Origin of the sequence: Pseudonocardia oceani, assembly GCF_019263585.2 — a bacterium.
Taxonomy (GTDB): Bacteria; Actinomycetota; Actinomycetes; order Mycobacteriales; family Pseudonocardiaceae; genus Pseudonocardia; species Pseudonocardia oceani.
This window is the reverse complement of sequence record NZ_JADQDF010000001.1, coordinates 2,256,560-2,274,126: the sequence shown is the minus strand read 5'-3', so window position 1 is coordinate 2,274,126 and position 17,567 is coordinate 2,256,560. Positions and strand designations below refer to the sequence as shown.

Below are 17,567 nucleotides of genomic sequence, written 5' to 3'. Positions count from 1 at the left end.
GTCTCGTGAGGAGACCCCATGCAGCTGGAGAACAAGTTCACCATCGAAGCGCCCATCGAGAAGGCCTGGGTCGCTCTCAACACCCCCGACATGATCGCGCCCTGTTTCCCGGGCGCCACGCTCACCGAGTACGAGGGTGAGTCCTTCACCGGAACCGTGAAGGTGAAGCTCGGCCCGATCTCCCTGACCTACAAGGGCAAGGGCACCTACGTCGACCGGGACGACGCCAAACACACCGTCAAGATCGAGGCCAGCGGCCGCGACTCGCGCGGCAACGGCACGGCGAACGCCACCGTCACCGGCACGATGGTGGCCGACGGCCCGAACAAGACCGCCGTCACGATGGTCACCGACATGACCATCACCGGCCGCCCGGCGCAGTTCGGCCGCGGCGTCATCTCCGATGTGGCCGACAAGATCATCGGCCAGTTCGCGGCGTGCGTGGCGAAGAAGCTGGCGCCCGAGGTCGAGGCCCCCGCCCCGACCCCGGCGGCGGCGTCCTCGTCCGACACCGCTGTGGGCACCAACGGTGCCGCGGCCTCGGGCACCGCGGCCTCGGGCACCGCGGCCTCGGGCCCCACGCTGTCCTCGACCCCGGCCACCTCCGGTGTCACGGCCACCGCGCCCGCCAAGCAGTTCACCCCGATGAAGAGCGAGATCGACGCGATCGACCTGCTCGACACGGCGGGCAGCCCGGTCCTCAAGCGCCTCGCCCCGGTCCTCGGCGGCGGCGCGCTGCTGTTCCTGATCGTCTTCCTGGTCCGGCGCGCCCGCGCCTGAGCCCCGTGCACCGGCGACCCCGTGGTCGCCGGTGCACCGGCCCTGTCAGCATGTCCGGGTGACCGAGCAGATGTCCATCACCGCCCGCGGCATGGTCGAGGGGTGGTGGGTCGAGCTCCCGCTGGAGGAGGACGCCCCTCCCGTCTGGGCGCGCATCGGCGTGGTCCTGCCCCCAGACCGCACCGGCGAGGACCGCTACGCCCTGCGCCTGCACCGCGGCGCCGACGTCTGGTGGGTCAAGGTCTCCGGCCGCCTGCCCTTCCCGGTATGCGACGTCGACCCGACCCAGGAGCAGCCGACCTAGACGAGTAAGTCCGAATGCGATCAGTGGTCGTAGGCGGTCAGGGAGCGGGTGATCGGTTGGCCGGTGGCCCGGTTGTGCCAGATCGCGGCGGTCAGGGCGAGGAGGCGTTGTCCGATCCGGGCGCCGACCCCGTCGATGGTGCGTCCGCCATGTAGTTCCAGGTCGAGCTGTCCTTTGAGGGTGTCGAAGATCGATTCGACGAGTTGGCGGACGGGTTTGAGCAGATGCTCGGCTGGATGCGGGGTGCGGTTGCGGTAGGACGGTCGCAGTAGTGCAATACCGCGTTCGGCGAGGTAGGTGTCGAGTTCGCGGGACACGTAGCCCTTGTCGGCGATGATGGTGAGTCCGGGCCGGTCGGCGGTCAGAGTGTGGTCGTGGTCCAGTGCGGCAATGAGCACCTGGCGTTCGTCGATCTTGGGGTCGGCCAGGGCCCAGGTGATAGGCAGCCCGGACGGGGTGGCGATCAGGTGCAGGCGCAGTCCCCAGAAGAACCGTGAGTGCGAGGCGCAGTAGCTGTAGCCGGCCCAGCCGGCGAGGTTGGAGCGCTTGACCGTGGGGCGGGAACGGGCGCACTCGACCGGGGTGGAGTCCACGACCCAGACCGGGTCGGCCCATAGATCGGTGTCGGTGGCCAGTACCCGGATCAGCTGTTTGATCAGGGGCAACGCCGCGCGTAGACGCTTGTTGTAGCCCGACTGGCCGGGCAGGTAGGGGAACGCGCCGGGCAGGTGTGTGGGCACGAACCGCAGCCACCGGGCCTCGGACCGCACGCCGAGCAGGACCTGGGCGACGGCGAGGGTGAGCAGTTCGGCGTCGGAGAGTTTCGGTGGTCTCCCGGTGCGGGTGCGGCGCCCGAGATAGTCATCGATCTTGACGTAAAGTGCGGTCAGGAGGGTGTTGAGGTTGGTCGTCACACACTGACCTTCAACACCCTCCGTCCACCTTCGTGGGTGCCACGCCGTTAGGACTTACTCGTCTAGGGGTCCTGCGGTCCGGGCAGCAGCGCGCGCAGGACGCGGCCCGCGCGGTCGCCGTCGGGCTCCTCGCCGGTGATCACCTCGAGGTACACGTAGGACTCGACGACCCGCACCAGCGTGTACGCGAGGTCGTCCACCGGCACCGGGCTGCGCAGCCGCCCGGCCGCCGTGTCGTCCACGATCATCTCCCGCACCAGCGCGATCAGCCGCTGCTGGTAGCCGCCGCCCCGCATGGTCAGCAGCCGCAGCGCCGCCTCGCCCTCCTCGGCGACGAACCGGTGCATGCCCGGGTGCGCGAGGACGTCGCGGACGAACCGCGTGAGCGTCTCGGCGAGCGGCTCCCCGTCAGCGCGGTCGGCCAGCGTGCGCCGCGTCAGCGACCACACGACCTCGCGCAGCAGCAGCTCGCGCGACCCCACCCACCGGTAGAGCGTGGCGCGGTTGACGCCCAGCCCGGTGGCCAGCGCCTGCATGTCCAGGCGTTCCCCGGCCTGGAACCCGCGCCGGGCGGCGGCGAACGCGTCGAGCGGGGTGGGCCGGCCGGCGGCACCACCGGCCAGCTGCCGCTCCAGCGGTGTGGCCCGCTCCGGCACCCTCGCCCCGCTTCCGTTGACGCCCACTGTGACGCGGCTCATACTATGCGACGCATCGCCGATCTGTCGCACCTGTGCGGAGGAGCGGCCGGTGCGTCGCAGATCTCGACGAGGAGAGCGCATGAGCATCGACACCCCCGTGGGCGCGGCCACCGCACCCGGCCGCCTGGGCGACCCGGCGCTGACGATCGGCACCGACCCGCGGGCCGACCCGCGCATGGTCGCGGTGTTCCGCGCGATCGGCATCGACGGCCACGCCGACGGCGCACCGCTGGGCCCGGACGCGCCGCGCGAGCAGCTGCTCGGCTTCGTCGAGGCGGTGGAGGTCGGGTTCGAGGGGCTGTTCACGGCGCTGGCCGAGGGCTCACCGCCGCTCACCGGCGTCACGCACGAGCTCATCACGATCACCGGCGAGGGCGGGCACGAGATCCTGCTGCACGTCCACAAGCCGGAGGGCGCGCAGGGCCCGCTGCCCTGCATCTACCAGGTGCACGGCGGCGGCATGGTCATGCTGTCCACCGAGGGGCCGCTCTACCGGCGCTGGCGCGAGGAGCTCGCCGCGGCGGGCAACGTCGTCGTGGGCGTGGAGTACCGCAACGGCGGCGGCGTGCGCGGCTCCCACCCGTTCCCGGCCGGGCTCGACGACGTCGCCGCGGGGCTGCGCTGGGTGCACGAGCACCTCGCCGAGCTCGGCGGCACGCACGTCCTCGTCACGGGCGACTCGGGCGGCGCGAACCTCGCGCTCGCCGTGGCGCTCAAGGCCCGTCGCGAGGGCTGGGTCGAGGAGATCGCCGGCGTCTACGCGCAGTGCCCCTACATCCTCGGGAACTGGGCCGACACGCCCACCGAGCTGGCGTCGCTGCGGGAGAACGACCAGTACTGGCTCAACACGAGCTGTTCCCGCTGCTGGCCGCCGTCTACGACCCCGAGGGCGCCAACGCCGACGACGTGACGTGCTGGCCCTACCGCGCGGGCACCGCCGACGTGGAGGGGCTGCCGCCGCACGTCGTCTCGGTCAACGAGCTCGACCCGCTGCGCGACGAGGGGCTCGCCTACCACCGGCTGCTGCTGCGCTCGGGCGTCAGCTCGGTGGGGAAGGTCAACCTGGGCCTGTGCCACGTCGGCGAGCTGCTGTTCCGCGCCGCGCTGCCCGACGTGTACCTGGCGGCCGTGCGGGACGTCAGCGGGTTCGCGCGGTCCCTCGGCTAGGGCGTCCGGGGTCGGCGCGGTCCGGGATCAGGGCGGTCCGGGCTCAGCGGGCGTCGTGGAAGATCACGCCGAGCACGTGCCTGCTGCCGCCGTGGACGGCGCTGACCCCGTGCCTCATCTGCACCCGGCTCCAGCCGCGCGCGCCGAGCCGGGGGCGGTGGCGCACCGGGAACAGCACGGCCTCGCCCAGGCGCGGCCGCAGCACCACCGGCCGCGACTGCTGCCGCGGCCGCTGCTCGACGAACACGCTCTCGCCGCCGGTGAAGTCCTCGTCGGGGCGGCTCAGCATCACGGCGAGCTGCAGCGGGAACGTCAGGTCGCCGTAGACGTCCTGGTGCAGGCAGTTGTAGCCGCCGGGCCCGTAGCGCAGCAGCAGCGGCGTCGGACGCGACTGGCCGAGCGCGGCGCACTCGGCGCGCAGCTCCGCGTGCGTCCCGGGGAACGCGCGCTCGCCCAGGCGCTCCGCCCAGCGGTTCGCGATCGCCGCGACGGCCGGGTACAGCGCCTCACGCAGGTGCGCCACCAGCGGCGGGAGCGGGTCGGCGAAGTAGCGGTAGCTGCCCTCGCCGAAGCTGTGCCGGGCCATGACGACGGTGCTGCGGAAGCACTCGTCGTCGTCGAACAGGGCGGCGGTGCCCGCGCACTCGTCCGGCGTCAGCAGGGGTGTGAGGGCGACGCCGTCGGCGTCGAGACGCGCCTCCAGCGCGGTCCAGTCGGGTGTGTGCACCGCCCCAGCATCGCCGCGGCCCGCCGGACCCGCTGGCGGGAATCCGACGGCAGGATGGGCCCATGGCCCTCCTCGACGCCCTGACCGACGTGCCCGGCCTGCGGGTGGGCCACGCCGCCCTGGCCGGGCCGGGCGCGCTCAGCGGCACCACCGTCGTGCTCGCCCCGCCGGAGGGTGCGTTCGCCGGGGTCGACGTCCGCGGGGCGGCGCCCGGCACCCGCGAGACCGACCTGCTGCACCCCGGCGCCACCGTGCAGCGTGTGCACGCCGTCGTGCTGTCGGGCGGCAGCGCGTACGGGCTGGCCGCCGCGCACGGCGTCGTGGAGCGGCTGGAGGCCGCGGGCACCGGGTTCCCCGTGCCCGGCGGGGTGGTGCCGATCGTGCCCGCCGCCGTCGTGTTCGACCTCGGCCGCGGCGGCGACTTCACCGCCCGCCCCGGCGCCGCGACGGGCGCGGCCGCCTTCGACGCCGCCTCCGACGGCCCGGTCGAGCAGGGCGCCGTCGGGGCCGGCACGGGCGCGGTCGCCGGCGGGCTGAAGGGAGGTGTCGGCACCGCGAGCACCGCGCTCGCGGGCGGGGCGGTGGTGGCGGCGCTCGTCGTCGTCAACGCGGTGGGGTCGGCGGTCGACCTGCGCACCGGGCGGCTGCTCGGCGCCGGTCCGGACCTCGCCCCGGACCTCGACGTCGGCCCCGACGCGCTCGCGGAGCTGCGCACGCTCGCCGTGCCGGGCCCGCCCACGGCGGGCACGGCCACGACGCTCGCGGTGGTCGCCACCGACCTGGCCCTGGACAAGGCCGGCTGCGGCCGCCTCGCCACGATGGGGCACGACGGTATGGCCCGCGCGCTGTCGCCGGTGCACACCGCGATGGACGGCGACGTCGTGTTCGGCCTGTCCACCGCCGCCCGCCCGGCCCCCGAGCTGCCCGAGCTCGTGGCCCTGCACGCGGCGGCGGCGGAGGTGGTGGCGCGGGCCATCGCCCACGCGGTGCTCGCCGCCCGCTCGGTGGGCGGGTGGCGGAGCTACCGGGATGTGGTGGGGCGGGACGGGGTAGGCCCGGTCGGGGTGGGGCGGAACGGGGCCTGAGCGGGGCTCAGCCGCCCGCGAACGGCGGCAGGACGTCGAGGACGGCGTCGGCGTCCAGCGTGGTGGCCTGGTCGCGCACGGCGACCTCGTCGAGCAGGAAGCTGCACCGCGCCAGCACCACCGCGAACTCCGGGCCGTGCTGGGCCCGGAGCGCGTCGAGGGCGGCGGCGACGGTGGAGCCCGCCGGGAGCTGGACCTTCTCGACCTCGGTGCCCGCCGCGGCCCGCGCGGCTGCGAAGTAGCGCACCGTGACGGTGGTGGTGGTCATGGTGTCCATCCTCCTAGCCCCCGATCGCGCTCATCGGGCGGTCGGGCTGCAGGAAGCCCGGGTCGTCGATGCCGTGGCCGGCGAGCTTGCCCCACATCGCGTCGCGCCAGGACTCGGCGATCTCGGCGTCGCTGCAGCCGCCGCGGATCATCGCGCGCAGGTCGGTCTCGGTGCGGGCGAACAGGCACGAGCGGACCTGGCCGTCGGCGGTCAGGCGGGTGCGGTCGCACGCGCCGCAGAACGGGCGCGTGACCGAGGCGATGACGCCGACCGCGGCCGGGCCGCCGTCGACGATCCAGCGCTCGGCCGGGGCGCCGCCGCGGGCGACGGAGTCGGGCGTGAGCGTGAACTCGGCCTGCAGCTTCTCCAGGATCTCGCCCGCGGTGATCATCTCGGTGCGCTCCCAGCCGTGCTGGGCGTCGAGCGGCATCTGCTCGATGAAGCGCAGCTCGTAGCCGCCCTCGACGGCGAAGCGCAGCAGGTCGCAGGCCTCGTCGTCGTTGAGGCCGCGCAGCAGCACTGTGTTGATCTTGACGGGGCCGAGGCCCGCGGCGCGGGCGGCGGCGAGGCCGTCGAGCACGTCGGAGAGGCGGTCGCGTCGGGTGATGGTGGCGAAGCGCTCGGGGCGCAGCGTGTCCATCGAGACGTTGAGCCGGTTGACCCCCGCGGCCGCCAGCGACTCGGCGCGCCGTGCGAGGCCGATGCCGTTGGTCGTCAGCGAGATGTCGGGGCGGGGCTCCAGCGCGGCCGAGGCCGACACGAGCCCTTCGAGCCCCTTGCGGAGCATCGGCTCGCCGCCGGTGAAGCGCAGTTCCTCGATGCCGAGGGCGTGCACCGCGATCCCGATGAGGCGCATCAGCTCCTCGTCGGTGAGCTGCTCGTCGCGCGGCATCCAGTCGAGGCCCTCGGCGGGCATGCAGTAGGAGCAGCGCAGGTTGCAGCGGTCGGTCAGCGAGATCCGGAGGTCGGTGGCGACCCGCCCGAACGTGTCGATCAGGCGTGCGTCGTCGGGGCGTGCCGGGTCTCGGGTGGTGGCCCTCCGCACAGCGGGGAGGCCGAGCTCGGATGGCGTCACCACACGAGAGTAGCGGCCCCGTCCTCTGGTCCATTCGGCCCATGACCTGCGCGGATGTCGTGTTCCGCAGACGCGGATCGGATTTGCGCAACAGGCCGCAGCTGCCCGGCTCTCGGTCTCCTAAAGGTGAGCCGGGTCACGCCGCGGTCAGTTGTGGCGGCCGAGCTCCTGGCGGGCGACGGTGCGCAGGTGGACCTCGTCGGGTCCGTCGGCCAGGCGCAGGGCGCGCGCCCAGACGTAGAAGTAGGCGAGCGGAGTGTCGTCGCTCATGCCGGCGCCGCCGTGGATCTGGATGGCGCGGTCGATGACGTCGCAGGCGATCCGCGGGGTGATCACCTTGATCGCGGCGATCTCGGTGGCCGCGCCCTTCGCGCCGAAGCGGTCGATCAGCCACGCCGTCTTGTAGACCAGCAGCCGCGCCTGCTCCACCTCGATGCGCGACTGCGCGATCTGCTCGCGCACCACGCCCTGCTCCGACAGCGGCCGCCCGAAGGCGACGCGGGACTGCGCGCGCCGCACCATGAGGTCGATCGCGCGCTCGGCCATCCCGATCAGGCGCATGCAGTGGTGGATGCGGCCGGGGCCCAGCCGCGCCTGGGCGATGGCGAAGCCCCCGCCCTCCTCGCCGAGCAGGTTCGAGACGGGCACGCGGACGTCGGTGAACTCCAGCTCGGAGTGCCCGTGCTGGTCCTGGTAGCCGAACGTCGGCAGGTTGCGGGTGATCGTCAGCCCGGGGGTGTCGCGCGGCACGAGCACCATCGACTGCTGCCGGTGCGTCGCCGCCTCCGTGTCGGTCTTGCCCATGACGATGAAGATCGTGCAGCGCGCGTCTGCGGCGCCGGAGATCCACCACTTGCGGCCCGAGATCACGTACTCGTCGCCCTCGCGGCGGATCGTGGTCTGGACGTTGGTGGCGTCGGAGGAGGCGACGTCGGGCTCGGTCATCGCGAAGCCGGACCTGATCTCGCCCGCCAGCAGCGGCTCCAGCCACTCCGCCTTCTGCTCGGGCGTGCCGAACAGATGCAGCGTCTCCATGTTGCCGGTGTCGGGGGCCTGGCAGTTGATCGCCTCGGGCGCGATCACCGGCGACCAGCCCGACACCTCGGCCACCTGGGCGTACTCGAGGTTGGACAGCCCGGACAGGGCGGGCAGGAACAGGTTCCACAGGCCGCGGGCCCGCGCGTCGGCCTTGAGCTCCTCGACCACCGGCGGCAGGTCCCACTCCTGGGGCGTGCCGCGGCGCTCGGCGCGGTAGGCGTCGTAGACGGCCTCGGCGGGCAGCACCTTCTCGTCGAGGAACGCGCGCATGCGCTTCGTGTGGTCGGCGGCGACGGCACTCGGTTCGAAGTCCACGACAGGCATTGCACCACACCTCGGGAGCCGACTGGCCGAACTCGCAGGTGCGCATTTAGGATCCGCTCCGTGCCGCAGTTCAGGATCGCCGACGCCGCCCGCCTGCCGGGCGTCAGCGACGACACCGTCCGTCGCCGGGTGGAGGCCGGGATGCTGCCCGTGCAGCCCTTCGTCTCGCTGCTCCCGGCCGAGGCCGTGCACGAGATGGAGCTCCGACCCGGTGTCCTCGCGGTCGCCGTCATCACGTCGACCGACGCGGTCGTCGAGGCCCCGGGAGGAACCCCGTGAACGTGCGCCTGCTGGCCGTCGGTGCCGCCGTGCTGGTCCTGGCCGGCTGCGGGGGGAACACCACCGGCTCCGCACCCGCGGAGTCGGGCCCGGAGGACCGGACCCTGACGGTGTTCGCCGCCGCGTCGCTCACCGACGTGTTCACCGGGCTCGAGACGCGCTTCGAGGCCGACAACCCGGGCGTCGACGTCGTCCTCAACTACGGCGCGTCGTCCGACCTCGCCCAGCAGCTCGTCAACGGCGGGCCGGCCGACGTGTTCGCGTCCGCGAGCGCCGCCACGATGAGGACCGTCACCGACGCGGGCCTGATCGACGGCGCTCCCGCGGTCTTCGCGCGGAACGAGCTGCAGATCGTCACCGCGCCGGGCAACCCCGAGGGCATCACCGGCTTCGCCGACCTCGCCCGCCCGGACCTGCAGGTCGTCGTCTGCGCGCCGCAGGTCCCGTGCGGCGCCGCGGTCGAGAGGATCGAGACGGCCACCGGCGTCGTGCTCACCCCGGTCAGCGAGGAGCCCGACGTCCGCTCGACGCTGGGCCGCGTCGCCACGGGCAACGCCGACGCCGGCCTCGTCTACGTCACCGATGTCGCCTCGGCGGGCGGCGCGGTCGAGGGCATCGCGTTCCCCGAGGCCGGCCAGGCCGTCACCGACTACCCGATCGGCGTCCTCACCTCGGCCCCGCAGCCCGACCTGGCGCGGGCCTGGACCGCGCTGGTGACCGGCGCCGACGGCCAGGCCGTGCTGACGGACGCCGGGTTCGTCGGGGCGCCGTGACCACGACCCCCACCTCGCGGACCGGGCGTCGGGACGGCCACGACGCGCCGGTCGGCCTGCCGTGGTTCCTCTGGATCCCGGCCGGGATCGCGTTCGCGCTGATCGCGCTGCCCGTCGTCGGCCTCGCCCTGCGCACCGACCTCGCCCGGCTGCCGGAGCTGCTGCTGAGCCGGGCGTCGCTGAGCGCGCTGCGGCTCTCGCTGGTCACCGCGGGGGTGTCGACGGTGCTGTGCATCCTGCTCGGCGGCCCGCTGGCGGTGGTGCTCGCGCGCGGCCGGGTCCCCGGGATGCAGTTCCTGCGCTCGGTCGTCCTGCTGCCGCTGGTGCTGCCGCCCGTCGTCGGGGGGCTGGCGCTGCTGTACCTCGTCGGCCGGACCGGGCTGGTCGGGCAGGGGCTGGAGCTGGCGTTCGGGATCACCGTGCCGTTCACGACGGCCGCGGTGGTGCTCGCGCAGACCTTCGTCGCGCTGCCGTTCCTCGTCGTCAGCCTGGAGGGGGCGCTGCGCACGGCCGGGCAGCGCTACGAGTCGGTGGCCGCCACGCTCGGGGCGTCGCCGTGGCTGGCGTTCCGGCGGGTCACGGTGCCGCTGGTGCTGCCCGGGCTGCTGTCGGGCGCGGTGCTGGCGTTCGCCCGGTGCCTGGGGGAGTTCGGGGCGACGATCGCGTTCGCCGGCAGCCTGGAGGGCACCACGCGGACGCTGCCGCTGCTCGTCTACCTCGCGCGGGAGTCCGATGTGGACGCGGCGGTGGCGCTGTCGCTGCTGCTGGTCGTCGTCGCGATCCTGGTGATCGCGGTGGCGCGGCCGCGGTCGGTGCTGTCGTGAGGTGCGCCGTCCTGAGGTGTCGGGCGTGAGCACCGGCCTGGACGCCCGCTTCGTCGTCCGGCGTCCCGCCTTCACCCTCGACGTGGCGCTGTCGGCGGCGCCCGGCGAGGTGCTGGCGGTGCTCGGGCCCAACGGCGCGGGCAAGTCGACGCTGCTCGGCGTGCTGTCGGGCCTGCTGCGCCCCGACGAGGGGTCGGTGCGGGTGGGGGAGCGGGTCGTCACCGACACCGCGGCGGGCGTGCACGTGCCGCCGCACCTGCGCGGGGTGGGCCTGCTCGCCCAGCAGGCGCTGCTGTTCCCGCACCTCACCGCGCGCGACAACATCGCCTTCGGCCCCCGCGCCCACGGTGTGCCGCGCCGAGAAGCCCGGGCCCGGGCGGAGGAGCTGCTGGCGGGCGTCGACGCGACCGAGCTCGGCGACCGCAGGCCCGCGCAGATGTCGGGCGGCCAGCAGCAGCGGGTCGCGCTGGCCCGCGCGCTGGCCCCCGCGCCCGGGCTCCTGCTGCTCGACGAGCCGCTCGCCGCGCTCGACGTCGACGCCACCCCGGCGATGCGCGGGCTGCTGCGGCGCGTCATCCGCGACGCCGAGCAGACCGCCGTGCTCGTCACGCACTCCGCGCTCGACGCGCTGGTCCTGGCCGACCGGGTCGTCGTGCTCACCGCGGGGCGCGTGGTCGAGGAGGGTCCGGTGCGCGAGGTCCTGGCCCGCCCGCGCAGCGCGTTCACCGCGCGGATCGCCGGGCTCGACCTCGTGCCGGGCGTCCGCGACGCCGCCGGCCTGCGCACCCCCGACGGCCTGCTGGTCTCGGGCCGGGCCGAGGGCGTCGAGCCCGGGGAGGCCGCGGTGGCCGTGTTCCCGCCGTCGGCGGTGGCGGTGCACGCGACCCGCCCCACCGGCAGCCCCCGCAACGTCCTGCCGGTGCGCCTGGCCGCCATCGAACCGCGCGGGGACGTGGTGCGGCTGCGGGCGGGTGCCGTGCCGGGGGGGCCGACGTGGGTCGAGGGGCTGGCGGCCGACGTCACACCGGAGGCGGTGGCGGACCTCGGCGTGGAGCCGGGCGACGACCTGTGGTTCGCGGTGAAGGCCACGGAGGTGGCGATCCACGCGGCGGGGTGAGGGGGTGGCGGGAACGTGACGTCAGGGCCCCCGCGACGACCACCACGTCGCACTTCCGACGGTCACAGCCCTCGCCACCGACGATCCGGCCGGCCACGGTGTAGGCGGGCTGGGGGTCGCCGACCTCGGCGTAGGAGCTCGACCCGATCAGCGACACCTGCAGCGCCGCGCCCCCGGCCAGCGGCACCTCCTCGCCCGCGGGGTCGGAGGTGACGGGGAGGTCGGCGTAGGAGATGCGGTAGCCGGGAACGGCGCCGTCGAACTCGAACACGATCCGGTCGACGCCGTCCTGCCCGGCCAGGCGCACGGCCTCGAGCAGGCCGAAGCCGGGGCTGTCGGCGGAGGCCTCGGCGACGAGGTCGGCCGGGGCGGCGGCGGTCGTCGTGTCCACCGGTGCGGTGGTGGCGGCGGGCGCGGTCGTCGGCGTGGGCAGCGGCGGGGCCGGGGTGGGAGCGGGCGGGGCGCCGGCGCAGCCCGCGGCGAGCAGGAAACCGGCCAGCGCCACGGCAGGCGGTCGGAGCGTGGTCATCGGGCGGAGCGCAGGGCGCCGCCCCGGGCGGAGGGGCCGCGCGCGTCCGCGTCAACCCAGCGTCACACCATCAGGCACACGCGTCACCCGAGCCCCGATCGTGTCCCTGTCGGTGACCGCGCGGCGACCGTAGCGTCGCTCACCGTGACCCGCCTGATCCTGCGCCTCGCCCCCCTGGTGATCGCGCTCCTGTGCCTGACGACGGTGCTCGGCCCCGCCGCCCATGCCGGCCAGCCGGAGCCCGACGCCGGGTCGGACTACGTCGTGCACGCCCGCACGGCGGCCGAGGCGCGGGCGGCGGCGCGGGCGCTGAGGGTGGAGCCGACGGTGCTGTTCGAGCGCGCGTTCTCCGGCTTCGCCGCACGGCTCTCGCGGCTGCAGGTGCAGGAGCTCCAGGACCGCCCCGGCGTCATCGGGGTGGAGGAGGACCTGCGGATCACCCCGCTCGAGCCCCGCTCCCGCCGCACGAGCGACGCCCTCACCGAGGGTGTGCAGCGCAACCCGCCGAACTGGGGCCTGGACCGCATCGACCAGCGCGCGCTCCCCCTCGACAACGCCTACACGACCCGGGCGACGGGCGCGGGCGTCACGGTCTACGTGCTCGACACCGGCGTCGACACCACCCACCCGCAGTTCGAGGGCCGCGCGAGCGAGGCCGTCAACACCGTGGACGACATCTCCGGTGACTGCGACGGCCACGGCACGGTGGTCGCCGGAATCGCCGCCTCCCGCGACTACGGCGTGGCGAAGGGCGCGCAGGTGCGCTCGGTGAAGGTGCTCGACTGCTCCGGCGCCGGCACCCTGTCCTCGCTGCTCGCGGGCATCGACTGGGTGGCGCGCAACCGCCGGGGCCCGTCGGTCGCGGTGATGTCGTGGAGCTACGGCCCGTCCGACGTCCTGCTCAGCGCCGTCAGCTCGCTCGTCGGCGACGGGGTCTTCGTCGCGTCCTCGGCGGGCAACACCGGAGGCGACGACTGCGGCGTCGCGCCCCGCGCCTCGGACGGCGTGCTCGTCGTCGCCAACTCGACGATCGACGACCAGCGCGCCTCCTCGTCGAGCACCGGCGGCTGCGTCGACCTCTACGCCCCCGGCAGCGGCATCGTCTCCAGCGTCCCCGGCGGCGGCACGGCGTCCTACACGGGCACCTCGATGGCCGCGCCGCACGCCGCGGGGGTCGCCGCGCTCTACAAGGAGACCTACGGCGACGCCTCCAGCGGCGACGTCGAGCGCTGGCTGCTCGCCAACGGCACCCCCGGCGTCGTCCGCGGGGGCGGCGAGGGCGGCACGGCCAACCTCCTGCTGAGCACCGGCGGCCTCTGACCACCGGTGCCCGCCCGCCGTCGCCAGGGGGCGGGCGGGCCTACGCGGGGTCGAGGACGTCGAACCCGGTGTAGGGCACGAGCGCCTCGGGGATGCGGACCGACCCGTCGGCCTGCTGCCCCTGTTCCAGCAGCGCGACGAGCGTGCGCCCGATCGGGAGCGCGGAGCTGTTGAGCGTGGCCGCGAACCCGCGGGTGCCGTCCTTGGCCTTGGTCCGGATCCCGGCGCGGCGGGCCTGGAACGTGCCGAAGTCCGACGCCGACGCGATCTCGCGGTAGGCCTGCTGGCCGGGCAGCCACACCTCGATGTCGTAGGTGTACTCCGAGGAGAAGCCGATGTCGCCCGCCGCGAGCCGCACGACGCGGTAGGCCAGGCCCAGGCCCTGCAGCACCGCCTCGGCGTGGGTGAGCAGCAGCTCCAGCTCCTCGCGCGAGCGCGCCGGGTCGACGAACCGCACGAGCTCGACCTTGGAGAACTCGTGCACGCGGATCATCCCGCGGGTGTCGCGGCCGTAGGAGCCCGCCTCGGAGCGGAAGCACGGGGTGTGCGCGGTGTAGGCGAGCGGGAGGTCCTCGGCGTCGAGGGTCTCCTTGGCGTGCAGGTTCGTGAGCGGCACCTCGGCGGTGGGGATGAGGTAGAGCGCGCGCTCGTCGACGCCGGTGCGGAACAGGTCCTGCTCGAACTTCGGCAGCTGCCCGGTGCCGGTCATCGTCGTGGCGTTGACCAGCGTGGGCACCGAGAACTCGGTGTAGCCGTGCTGCTCGGCGAGGTCGAGGAAGTAGCGGGCGAGCGCGCGCTCGAGCTTCGCGCCCCGGCCCTTGAGCACGACGAACCGCGGGCCGGCCAGTTTCGTGGCGCGCGGGAGGTCGAGGATGCCGAGCTTCTCGCCGAGGTCGACGTGGTCGAGCGGGGCGTCGATCGCCGGGGGCTCGCCCCAGGTGCGCACCAGCTCGGCGTCGGCGTCGGAGGTGCCGTCGGGCAGCTCGTCGGCGGGCAGGTTCGGGATCCCGAGCAGCAGGTCCTGCAGCTCCGCCTCCAGCACGCGGTGCTCGTCCTCCGCCGCGGCGACGACGGCCTTGAGCTCGCGGGCGCGCTCGACCAGCGCGGGGCGCTCCTCCGGGGAGGCGCCCTTGACCGACGTGGCGACGCGCTTGGACTCCCCGCGCGCGTCGTCGCCCCGACCGATCGCGGAGTTGCGGGCGGCCAGCAGCTTCTCGAGCGCGGTGACGTCGAGGGAGTGGCCGCGCCGGGCGAGGCGGCGGACGGCATCGGTGGCGGGATCGAGCAGGACGCGGGGGTCGTGCATCGGACCAGGGTATCGGCGCCGCGCCACCGCCTTCCGGGTGGCGTCTCCCCATCCGGAGGTGGCGGGGCGGCCCGTCGCCGTCGCAGGATGAGCGGTGAACCACATCGTCGTGTGAAAGGCCTTCCCGTGTCCCTCGCCCCCGCCGTCCCCTCCTACGCCTCCGGTACCTCGGAGGTACCGCTGCTCGGCGACACGATCGGCGACAACTTCGACCGCACCGCGCTCGCCCAGCCGGACGTCGACGCGCTGGTCGAGGTCCCGACGGGCCGGAGATGGACCTACGGCGAGCTGCGCACCGAGGTCGACGCCGTCGCGCTCGGGCTGGTGGCGGCGGGCCTGGAGAAGGGCGACCGGCTCGGCATCTGGGCGCCCAACGTGGCCGAGTGGACGCTGGTCCAGTACGCCACGGCGAAGATCGGCGTGGTGCTGGTCAACATCAACCCGGCGTACCGCACCCACGAGCTCGAGTACGTGCTCAAGCAGGCCGGGATCTCCGTGCTCGTGGCGGCGACGGCGTTCAAGACGTCCGACTACGCGGCGATGATCGCCGACGTCCGGCCGAACTGCCCCGACCTGCGCCGGGTCGTGCTCATCGGCACCCCCGACTGGGACGCGCTCGTCGAGCCCGGCCGCACCGGTGACGCCGCCGAGCTCGCGCGCCGCCAGGCCGAGCTGAGCCCGGACGACCCGATCAACATCCAGTACACCTCGGGCACCACGGGCTTCCCCAAGGGCGCCACGCTGAGCCACCACAACATCCTCAACAACGGCTACAACGTCGGCCGCCTGTGCGGCTACGGCCCCGAGGACCGCGTCTGCATCCCGGTGCCCTTCTACCACTGCTTCGGCATGGTCATGGGCAACCTCGCGTGCACCTCCAACGGCTCGACGATGGTCATCCCCGGCCAGGGCTTCGACCCGAAGGCCACGCTGCACGCGGTGCAGCAGGAGCGGTGCACCTCGCTCTACGGCGTGCCCACGATGTTCATCGCCGAGCTCAACGACCCCACCTTCGGCGACCACGACCTCTCGTCGCTGCGCACCGGGATCATGGCCGGCTCGCCGTGTCCGGTCGAGGTCATGAAGCAGGTCGTCGACCGGATGGGGATGACCGAGGTCTCGATCTGCTACGGCATGACCGAGACGTCGCCGGTGTCCACGCAGACCCGTGTCGACGACTCGCTGGAGCGCCGCGTCGCCACCGTCGGCCGCGTCGGGCCGCACCTGGAGGTCAAGGTCGTCGACCCGGAGACCGGCCTGACCCTGCCCCGCGGCGAGCCCGGCGAGCTCTGCACCCGCGGCTACTCCGTGATGCTGGGCTACTGGAACGAGCCGGAGAAGACCGCCGAGTCGATCGACTTCGCCCGCTGGATGCACACCGGCGACATCGGGATCATGGACGACGAGGGCTACCTCAACATCACCGGCCGGATCAAGGACATGGTCATCCGCGGCGGCGAGAACGTGTACCCGCGCGAGATCGAGGAGTTCCTCTACACCCACCCCGACATCCTCGACGCGCAGGTCATCGGCGTGCCCGACGCGAAGTACGGCGAGGAGCTGTGCGCCTGGGTGACGCTGCGCGACGGCGCAGAGGAGCTGACGGTCGAGAAGGTGCGCGAGTTCGCCACCGGCAAGCTCGCCCACTACAAGATCCCGCGCTACGTGATGGTGGTGGACGAGTTCCCGATGACGGTCACGGGCAAGGTCCGCAAGATCGAGATGCGGGAGAAGAGCGTCGGGCTGCTGGGTCTCGAGGACGCGGCGGCGGTGCGGAACGCCTGACCGACCCGTCCCCCGGGGCCCTATCCTCGGGGGCGTGGAACCCGACGACGCACGGCGGGCGGTGCGCGCGTCCGACACCGACCGCGAGTCCGCGGCGGGCCGGATCGCGCGCGCCCTGGGCGAGGGCCGGTTGACGGTCGAGGAGTTCGACGAGCGGCTGACCGCCGTCTACGCGGCGCGGACCCTGGGCGAGCTCGGCGACCTGACCGCCGACCTGCCCAGGGACCTGTGGTGAGTCACCGGCGCGGCTGAGCCACTAGCGCGACGAGAGCTGCCCGTCGGAGGGCAGGGCGTCGGGCAGCGCGTCGACGTCGAACGGCTCGACGTCGTCGGCCGGGGCGCGCAGCGCGGCGGGCGCGGCGTCCCCGGGCGCGGCGTCGGCCGTGGCCTGGTCCTGCGGGACCCCGCTGCGCTCGAAGAAGCGCAGCATCTCGATCGGGAACGGCATGACGAGGGTGTTGCCGTGCTCGGCCGCCACGTCGGAGACGGTCTGCAGGAGCCGCAGCTGCAGGGCGCCGGGCGTGGCGCTCATGGCCTGGGCGGCCTGCGCGAGCTTCGCCGACGCCTGGTACTCGCCGTCGGCGGCGATGACCCGGGCGCGGCGGTCGCGCTCGGCCTCCGCCTGGCGCGACATCGAGCGCCGCATCGTGTCGGGCAGGGCGACGTCCTTGACCTCGACCCGGTCGACGGTGATGCCCCACTCCTCGGTGGGGGTGTCGATGACGGCGCGCAGCTCGCTGTTGACCCTCTCCCGGTCGCCCAGGATCGTGTCGAGGTCGGCCCGGCCGATCACCGAGCGCAGCGACGTCTGCGCGACCTGGGAGACGGCACCGAGGTAGTTCTCCACGTTGACCACGGCCTTCGCCGGGTCCTTGACGCGGAAGTACACGACGGCGTCGACGCTGAGCGTGACGTTGTCGCGGGTGATGGCCCCCTGCGACGGCACGTCCATGACCACCGTCTGGACCGGGACCCTGGTCATCTGGTCGACGAACGGGATGATCATGCGGAGACCGGGTTCCCGGACCTGGGGGAGCAGGCGGCCGAACCGCAGGACGACCCCCCGCTGGTACTGCTGGACGAGTCGGAAGCTGTTGCCGACGACCAGCAGGCCGGCGACCACGACGATGGCGATGATGACGAGTGCGATGTTCACGCTCCGTCTCCTTCAGCTCGTGCGATCGGACACCGACCACGAAGCGGATGTAACGGACACCACCGACTGTACCTGCGCGAACGGGGTGCCCGTGGAGC

The 17,567-nt window shown here is 73.9% G+C and carries 19 protein-coding genes and 2 pseudogenes; 12 read left to right on the top strand and 9 right to left on the bottom strand.

Annotated elements, in window-relative coordinates:
- The first annotated feature begins 18 nt into the window (after positions 1-18).
- Together I4I82_RS11310 and I4I82_RS11305 are read left to right on the top strand one after the other, a co-directional pair.
- Positions 19-780 carry an SRPBCC family protein gene (locus tag I4I82_RS11310; protein ID WP_218592926.1) on the top strand — a complete coding sequence of 254 codons (762 nt, stop codon included), beginning with the start codon at positions 19-21 and terminating at the stop codon, positions 778-780.
- A 58-nt stretch (positions 781-838) separates the two neighbouring features.
- Positions 839-1,084: a hypothetical protein gene (locus tag I4I82_RS11305; protein ID WP_218592927.1), complete on the top strand. Its 246-nt coding sequence runs from the start codon at positions 839-841 to the stop codon at positions 1,082-1,084.
- Between the two features lie 20 nt (positions 1,085-1,104).
- On the opposite strand, the gene I4I82_RS11300 is transcribed toward I4I82_RS11305, so the two are convergent.
- A complete protein-coding gene (locus I4I82_RS11300) occupies positions 1,105-1,998 on the bottom strand; it encodes an IS982 family transposase (protein WP_218595225.1) in 894 nt (297 codons plus the stop codon).
- A gap of 62 nt (positions 1,999-2,060) precedes the next feature.
- Positions 2,061-2,696, bottom strand: a complete 636-nt coding sequence (locus I4I82_RS11295; protein ID WP_218594515.1) for a QsdR family transcriptional regulator — start codon at positions 2,694-2,696, stop codon at positions 2,061-2,063.
- 79 nt (positions 2,697-2,775) lie between these two features.
- On the opposite strand from I4I82_RS11295, the pseudogene I4I82_RS11290 reads away from it, so the two are divergent.
- Positions 2,776-3,863: pseudogene (locus I4I82_RS11290) on the top strand (alpha/beta hydrolase fold domain-containing protein).
- Between the two features lie 43 nt (positions 3,864-3,906).
- Here the strand turns inward: I4I82_RS11290 and I4I82_RS11285 are convergent.
- Positions 3,907-4,590, bottom strand: a complete 684-nt coding sequence (locus I4I82_RS11285; RefSeq protein ID WP_218594516.1) for a 2OG-Fe(II) oxygenase — start codon at positions 4,588-4,590, stop codon at positions 3,907-3,909.
- 62 nt (positions 4,591-4,652) lie between these two features.
- Between I4I82_RS11285 and I4I82_RS11280 the strand changes: the two genes are divergently transcribed.
- Positions 4,653-5,675, top strand: a complete 1,023-nt coding sequence (locus I4I82_RS11280) for a P1 family peptidase (protein WP_218595685.1) — start codon at positions 4,653-4,655, stop codon at positions 5,673-5,675.
- A gap of 7 nt (positions 5,676-5,682) precedes the next feature.
- Here the strand turns inward: I4I82_RS11280 and I4I82_RS11275 are convergent, their stop codons facing one another.
- The 3 genes from I4I82_RS11275 to I4I82_RS11265 form a co-directional block, all read right to left on the bottom strand.
- The gene (locus tag I4I82_RS11275) at positions 5,683-5,943 is read right to left on the bottom strand and encodes a MoaD/ThiS family protein (RefSeq protein ID WP_275948773.1); all 261 of its coding nucleotides are present in this window, start codon (positions 5,941-5,943) and stop codon (positions 5,683-5,685) included.
- Between the two features lie 13 nt (positions 5,944-5,956).
- Complete coding sequence (gene moaA / locus I4I82_RS11270) at positions 5,957-7,018, bottom strand: GTP 3',8-cyclase MoaA (protein ID WP_218594005.1); 1,062 nt, start codon at positions 7,016-7,018, stop codon at positions 5,957-5,959.
- A gap of 147 nt (positions 7,019-7,165) precedes the next feature.
- Positions 7,166-8,371, bottom strand: coding sequence for an acyl-CoA dehydrogenase family protein (locus I4I82_RS11265; RefSeq protein WP_226369992.1), 1,206 nt, complete (start codon positions 8,369-8,371; stop codon positions 7,166-7,168).
- Positions 8,372-8,440: 69 nt separating this feature from the next.
- On the opposite strand from I4I82_RS11265, the gene I4I82_RS11260 reads away from it, so the two are divergent.
- The 5 genes and pseudogenes from I4I82_RS11260 (at position 8,441) to I4I82_RS35155 (ending at position 11,373) form a co-directional block, all read left to right on the top strand.
- Positions 8,441-8,659, top strand: a complete 219-nt coding sequence (locus tag I4I82_RS11260) for a MerR family transcriptional regulator (RefSeq protein WP_218594007.1) — start codon at positions 8,441-8,443, stop codon at positions 8,657-8,659.
- Positions 8,656-9,432 (top strand): molybdate ABC transporter substrate-binding protein, encoded by a 777-nt coding sequence (gene modA / locus I4I82_RS11255; protein WP_226369991.1) that lies wholly within the window; start codon positions 8,656-8,658, stop codon positions 9,430-9,432. The genes I4I82_RS11260 and modA overlap by 4 nt, the downstream gene beginning before the upstream one ends.
- Positions 9,433-9,488: 56 nt before the next feature.
- On the top strand, positions 9,489-10,256 hold the full coding sequence (locus I4I82_RS11250; RefSeq protein ID WP_218594009.1) for an ABC transporter permease: 768 nt from the start codon (positions 9,489-9,491) through the stop codon (positions 10,254-10,256).
- A gap of 85 nt (positions 10,257-10,341) precedes the next feature.
- Positions 10,342-10,767 (top strand): annotated as a pseudogene (locus I4I82_RS35160) (ATP-binding cassette domain-containing protein); the annotation flags it as partial.
- Positions 10,768-10,806: 39 nt separating this feature from the next.
- Complete coding sequence (locus tag I4I82_RS35155) at positions 10,807-11,373, top strand: TOBE domain-containing protein (protein ID WP_443690131.1); 567 nt, start codon at positions 10,807-10,809, stop codon at positions 11,371-11,373.
- Here I4I82_RS35155 and I4I82_RS11240 read toward each other — a convergent pair.
- Positions 11,276-11,902, bottom strand: coding sequence for an AMIN-like domain-containing (lipo)protein (locus I4I82_RS11240; RefSeq protein ID WP_218595683.1), 627 nt, complete (start codon positions 11,900-11,902; stop codon positions 11,276-11,278). The genes I4I82_RS35155 and I4I82_RS11240 overlap by 98 nt on opposite strands.
- Positions 11,903-12,046: 144 nt before the next feature.
- Here I4I82_RS11240 and I4I82_RS11235 point away from each other — a divergent pair, with 144 nt between their 5' ends.
- Complete coding sequence (locus I4I82_RS11235) at positions 12,047-13,222, top strand: S8 family peptidase (protein WP_218593050.1); 1,176 nt, start codon at positions 12,047-12,049, stop codon at positions 13,220-13,222.
- Positions 13,223-13,262: 40 nt separating this feature from the next.
- Here the strand turns inward: I4I82_RS11235 and serS are convergent, their stop codons facing one another.
- On the bottom strand, positions 13,263-14,528 hold the full coding sequence (gene serS / locus I4I82_RS11230; RefSeq protein WP_218593051.1) for a serine--tRNA ligase: 1,266 nt from the start codon (positions 14,526-14,528) through the stop codon (positions 13,263-13,265).
- 126 nt (positions 14,529-14,654) lie between these two features.
- Here serS and I4I82_RS11225 point away from each other — a divergent pair, with 126 nt between their 5' ends.
- On the top strand, positions 14,655-16,313 hold the full coding sequence (locus tag I4I82_RS11225; protein WP_275948772.1) for an AMP-binding protein: 1,659 nt from the start codon (positions 14,655-14,657) through the stop codon (positions 16,311-16,313).
- Between the two features lie 34 nt (positions 16,314-16,347).
- On the top strand, positions 16,348-16,548 hold the full coding sequence (locus tag I4I82_RS11220) for a DUF1707 SHOCT-like domain-containing protein (RefSeq protein ID WP_226369990.1): 201 nt from the start codon (positions 16,348-16,350) through the stop codon (positions 16,546-16,548).
- A 21-nt stretch (positions 16,549-16,569) separates the two neighbouring features.
- On the opposite strand, the gene I4I82_RS11215 is transcribed toward I4I82_RS11220, so the two are convergent.
- Positions 16,570-17,469, bottom strand: a complete 900-nt coding sequence (locus tag I4I82_RS11215; RefSeq protein ID WP_308112778.1) for a slipin family protein — start codon at positions 17,467-17,469, stop codon at positions 16,570-16,572.
- Positions 17,470-17,567 lie beyond the last annotated feature (98 nt).

Coding starts and splice junctions, on each gene's coding strand:
- I4I82_RS11310 (WP_218592926.1), top strand. CDS start 19: ATGCAGCTGGAGAACAAGTTCACCATCGAAGCGCCCATCGAGAAGGCC.
- I4I82_RS11295 (WP_218594515.1), bottom strand. CDS start 2,696: ATGAGCCGCGTCACAGTGGGCGTCAACGGAAGCGGGGCGAGGGTGCCG.
- I4I82_RS11280 (WP_218595685.1), top strand. CDS start 4,653: ATGGCCCTCCTCGACGCCCTGACCGACGTGCCCGGCCTGCGGGTGGGC.
- I4I82_RS11275 (WP_275948773.1), bottom strand. CDS start 5,943: ATGACCACCACCACCGTCACGGTGCGCTACTTCGCAGCCGCGCGGGCC.
- I4I82_RS35155 (WP_443690131.1), top strand. CDS start 10,807: ATGCGCGGGCTGCTGCGGCGCGTCATCCGCGACGCCGAGCAGACCGCC.
- I4I82_RS11240 (WP_218595683.1), bottom strand. CDS start 11,902: ATGACCACGCTCCGACCGCCTGCCGTGGCGCTGGCCGGTTTCCTGCTC.
- serS (WP_218593051.1), bottom strand. CDS start 14,528: ATGCACGACCCCCGCGTCCTGCTCGATCCCGCCACCGATGCCGTCCGC.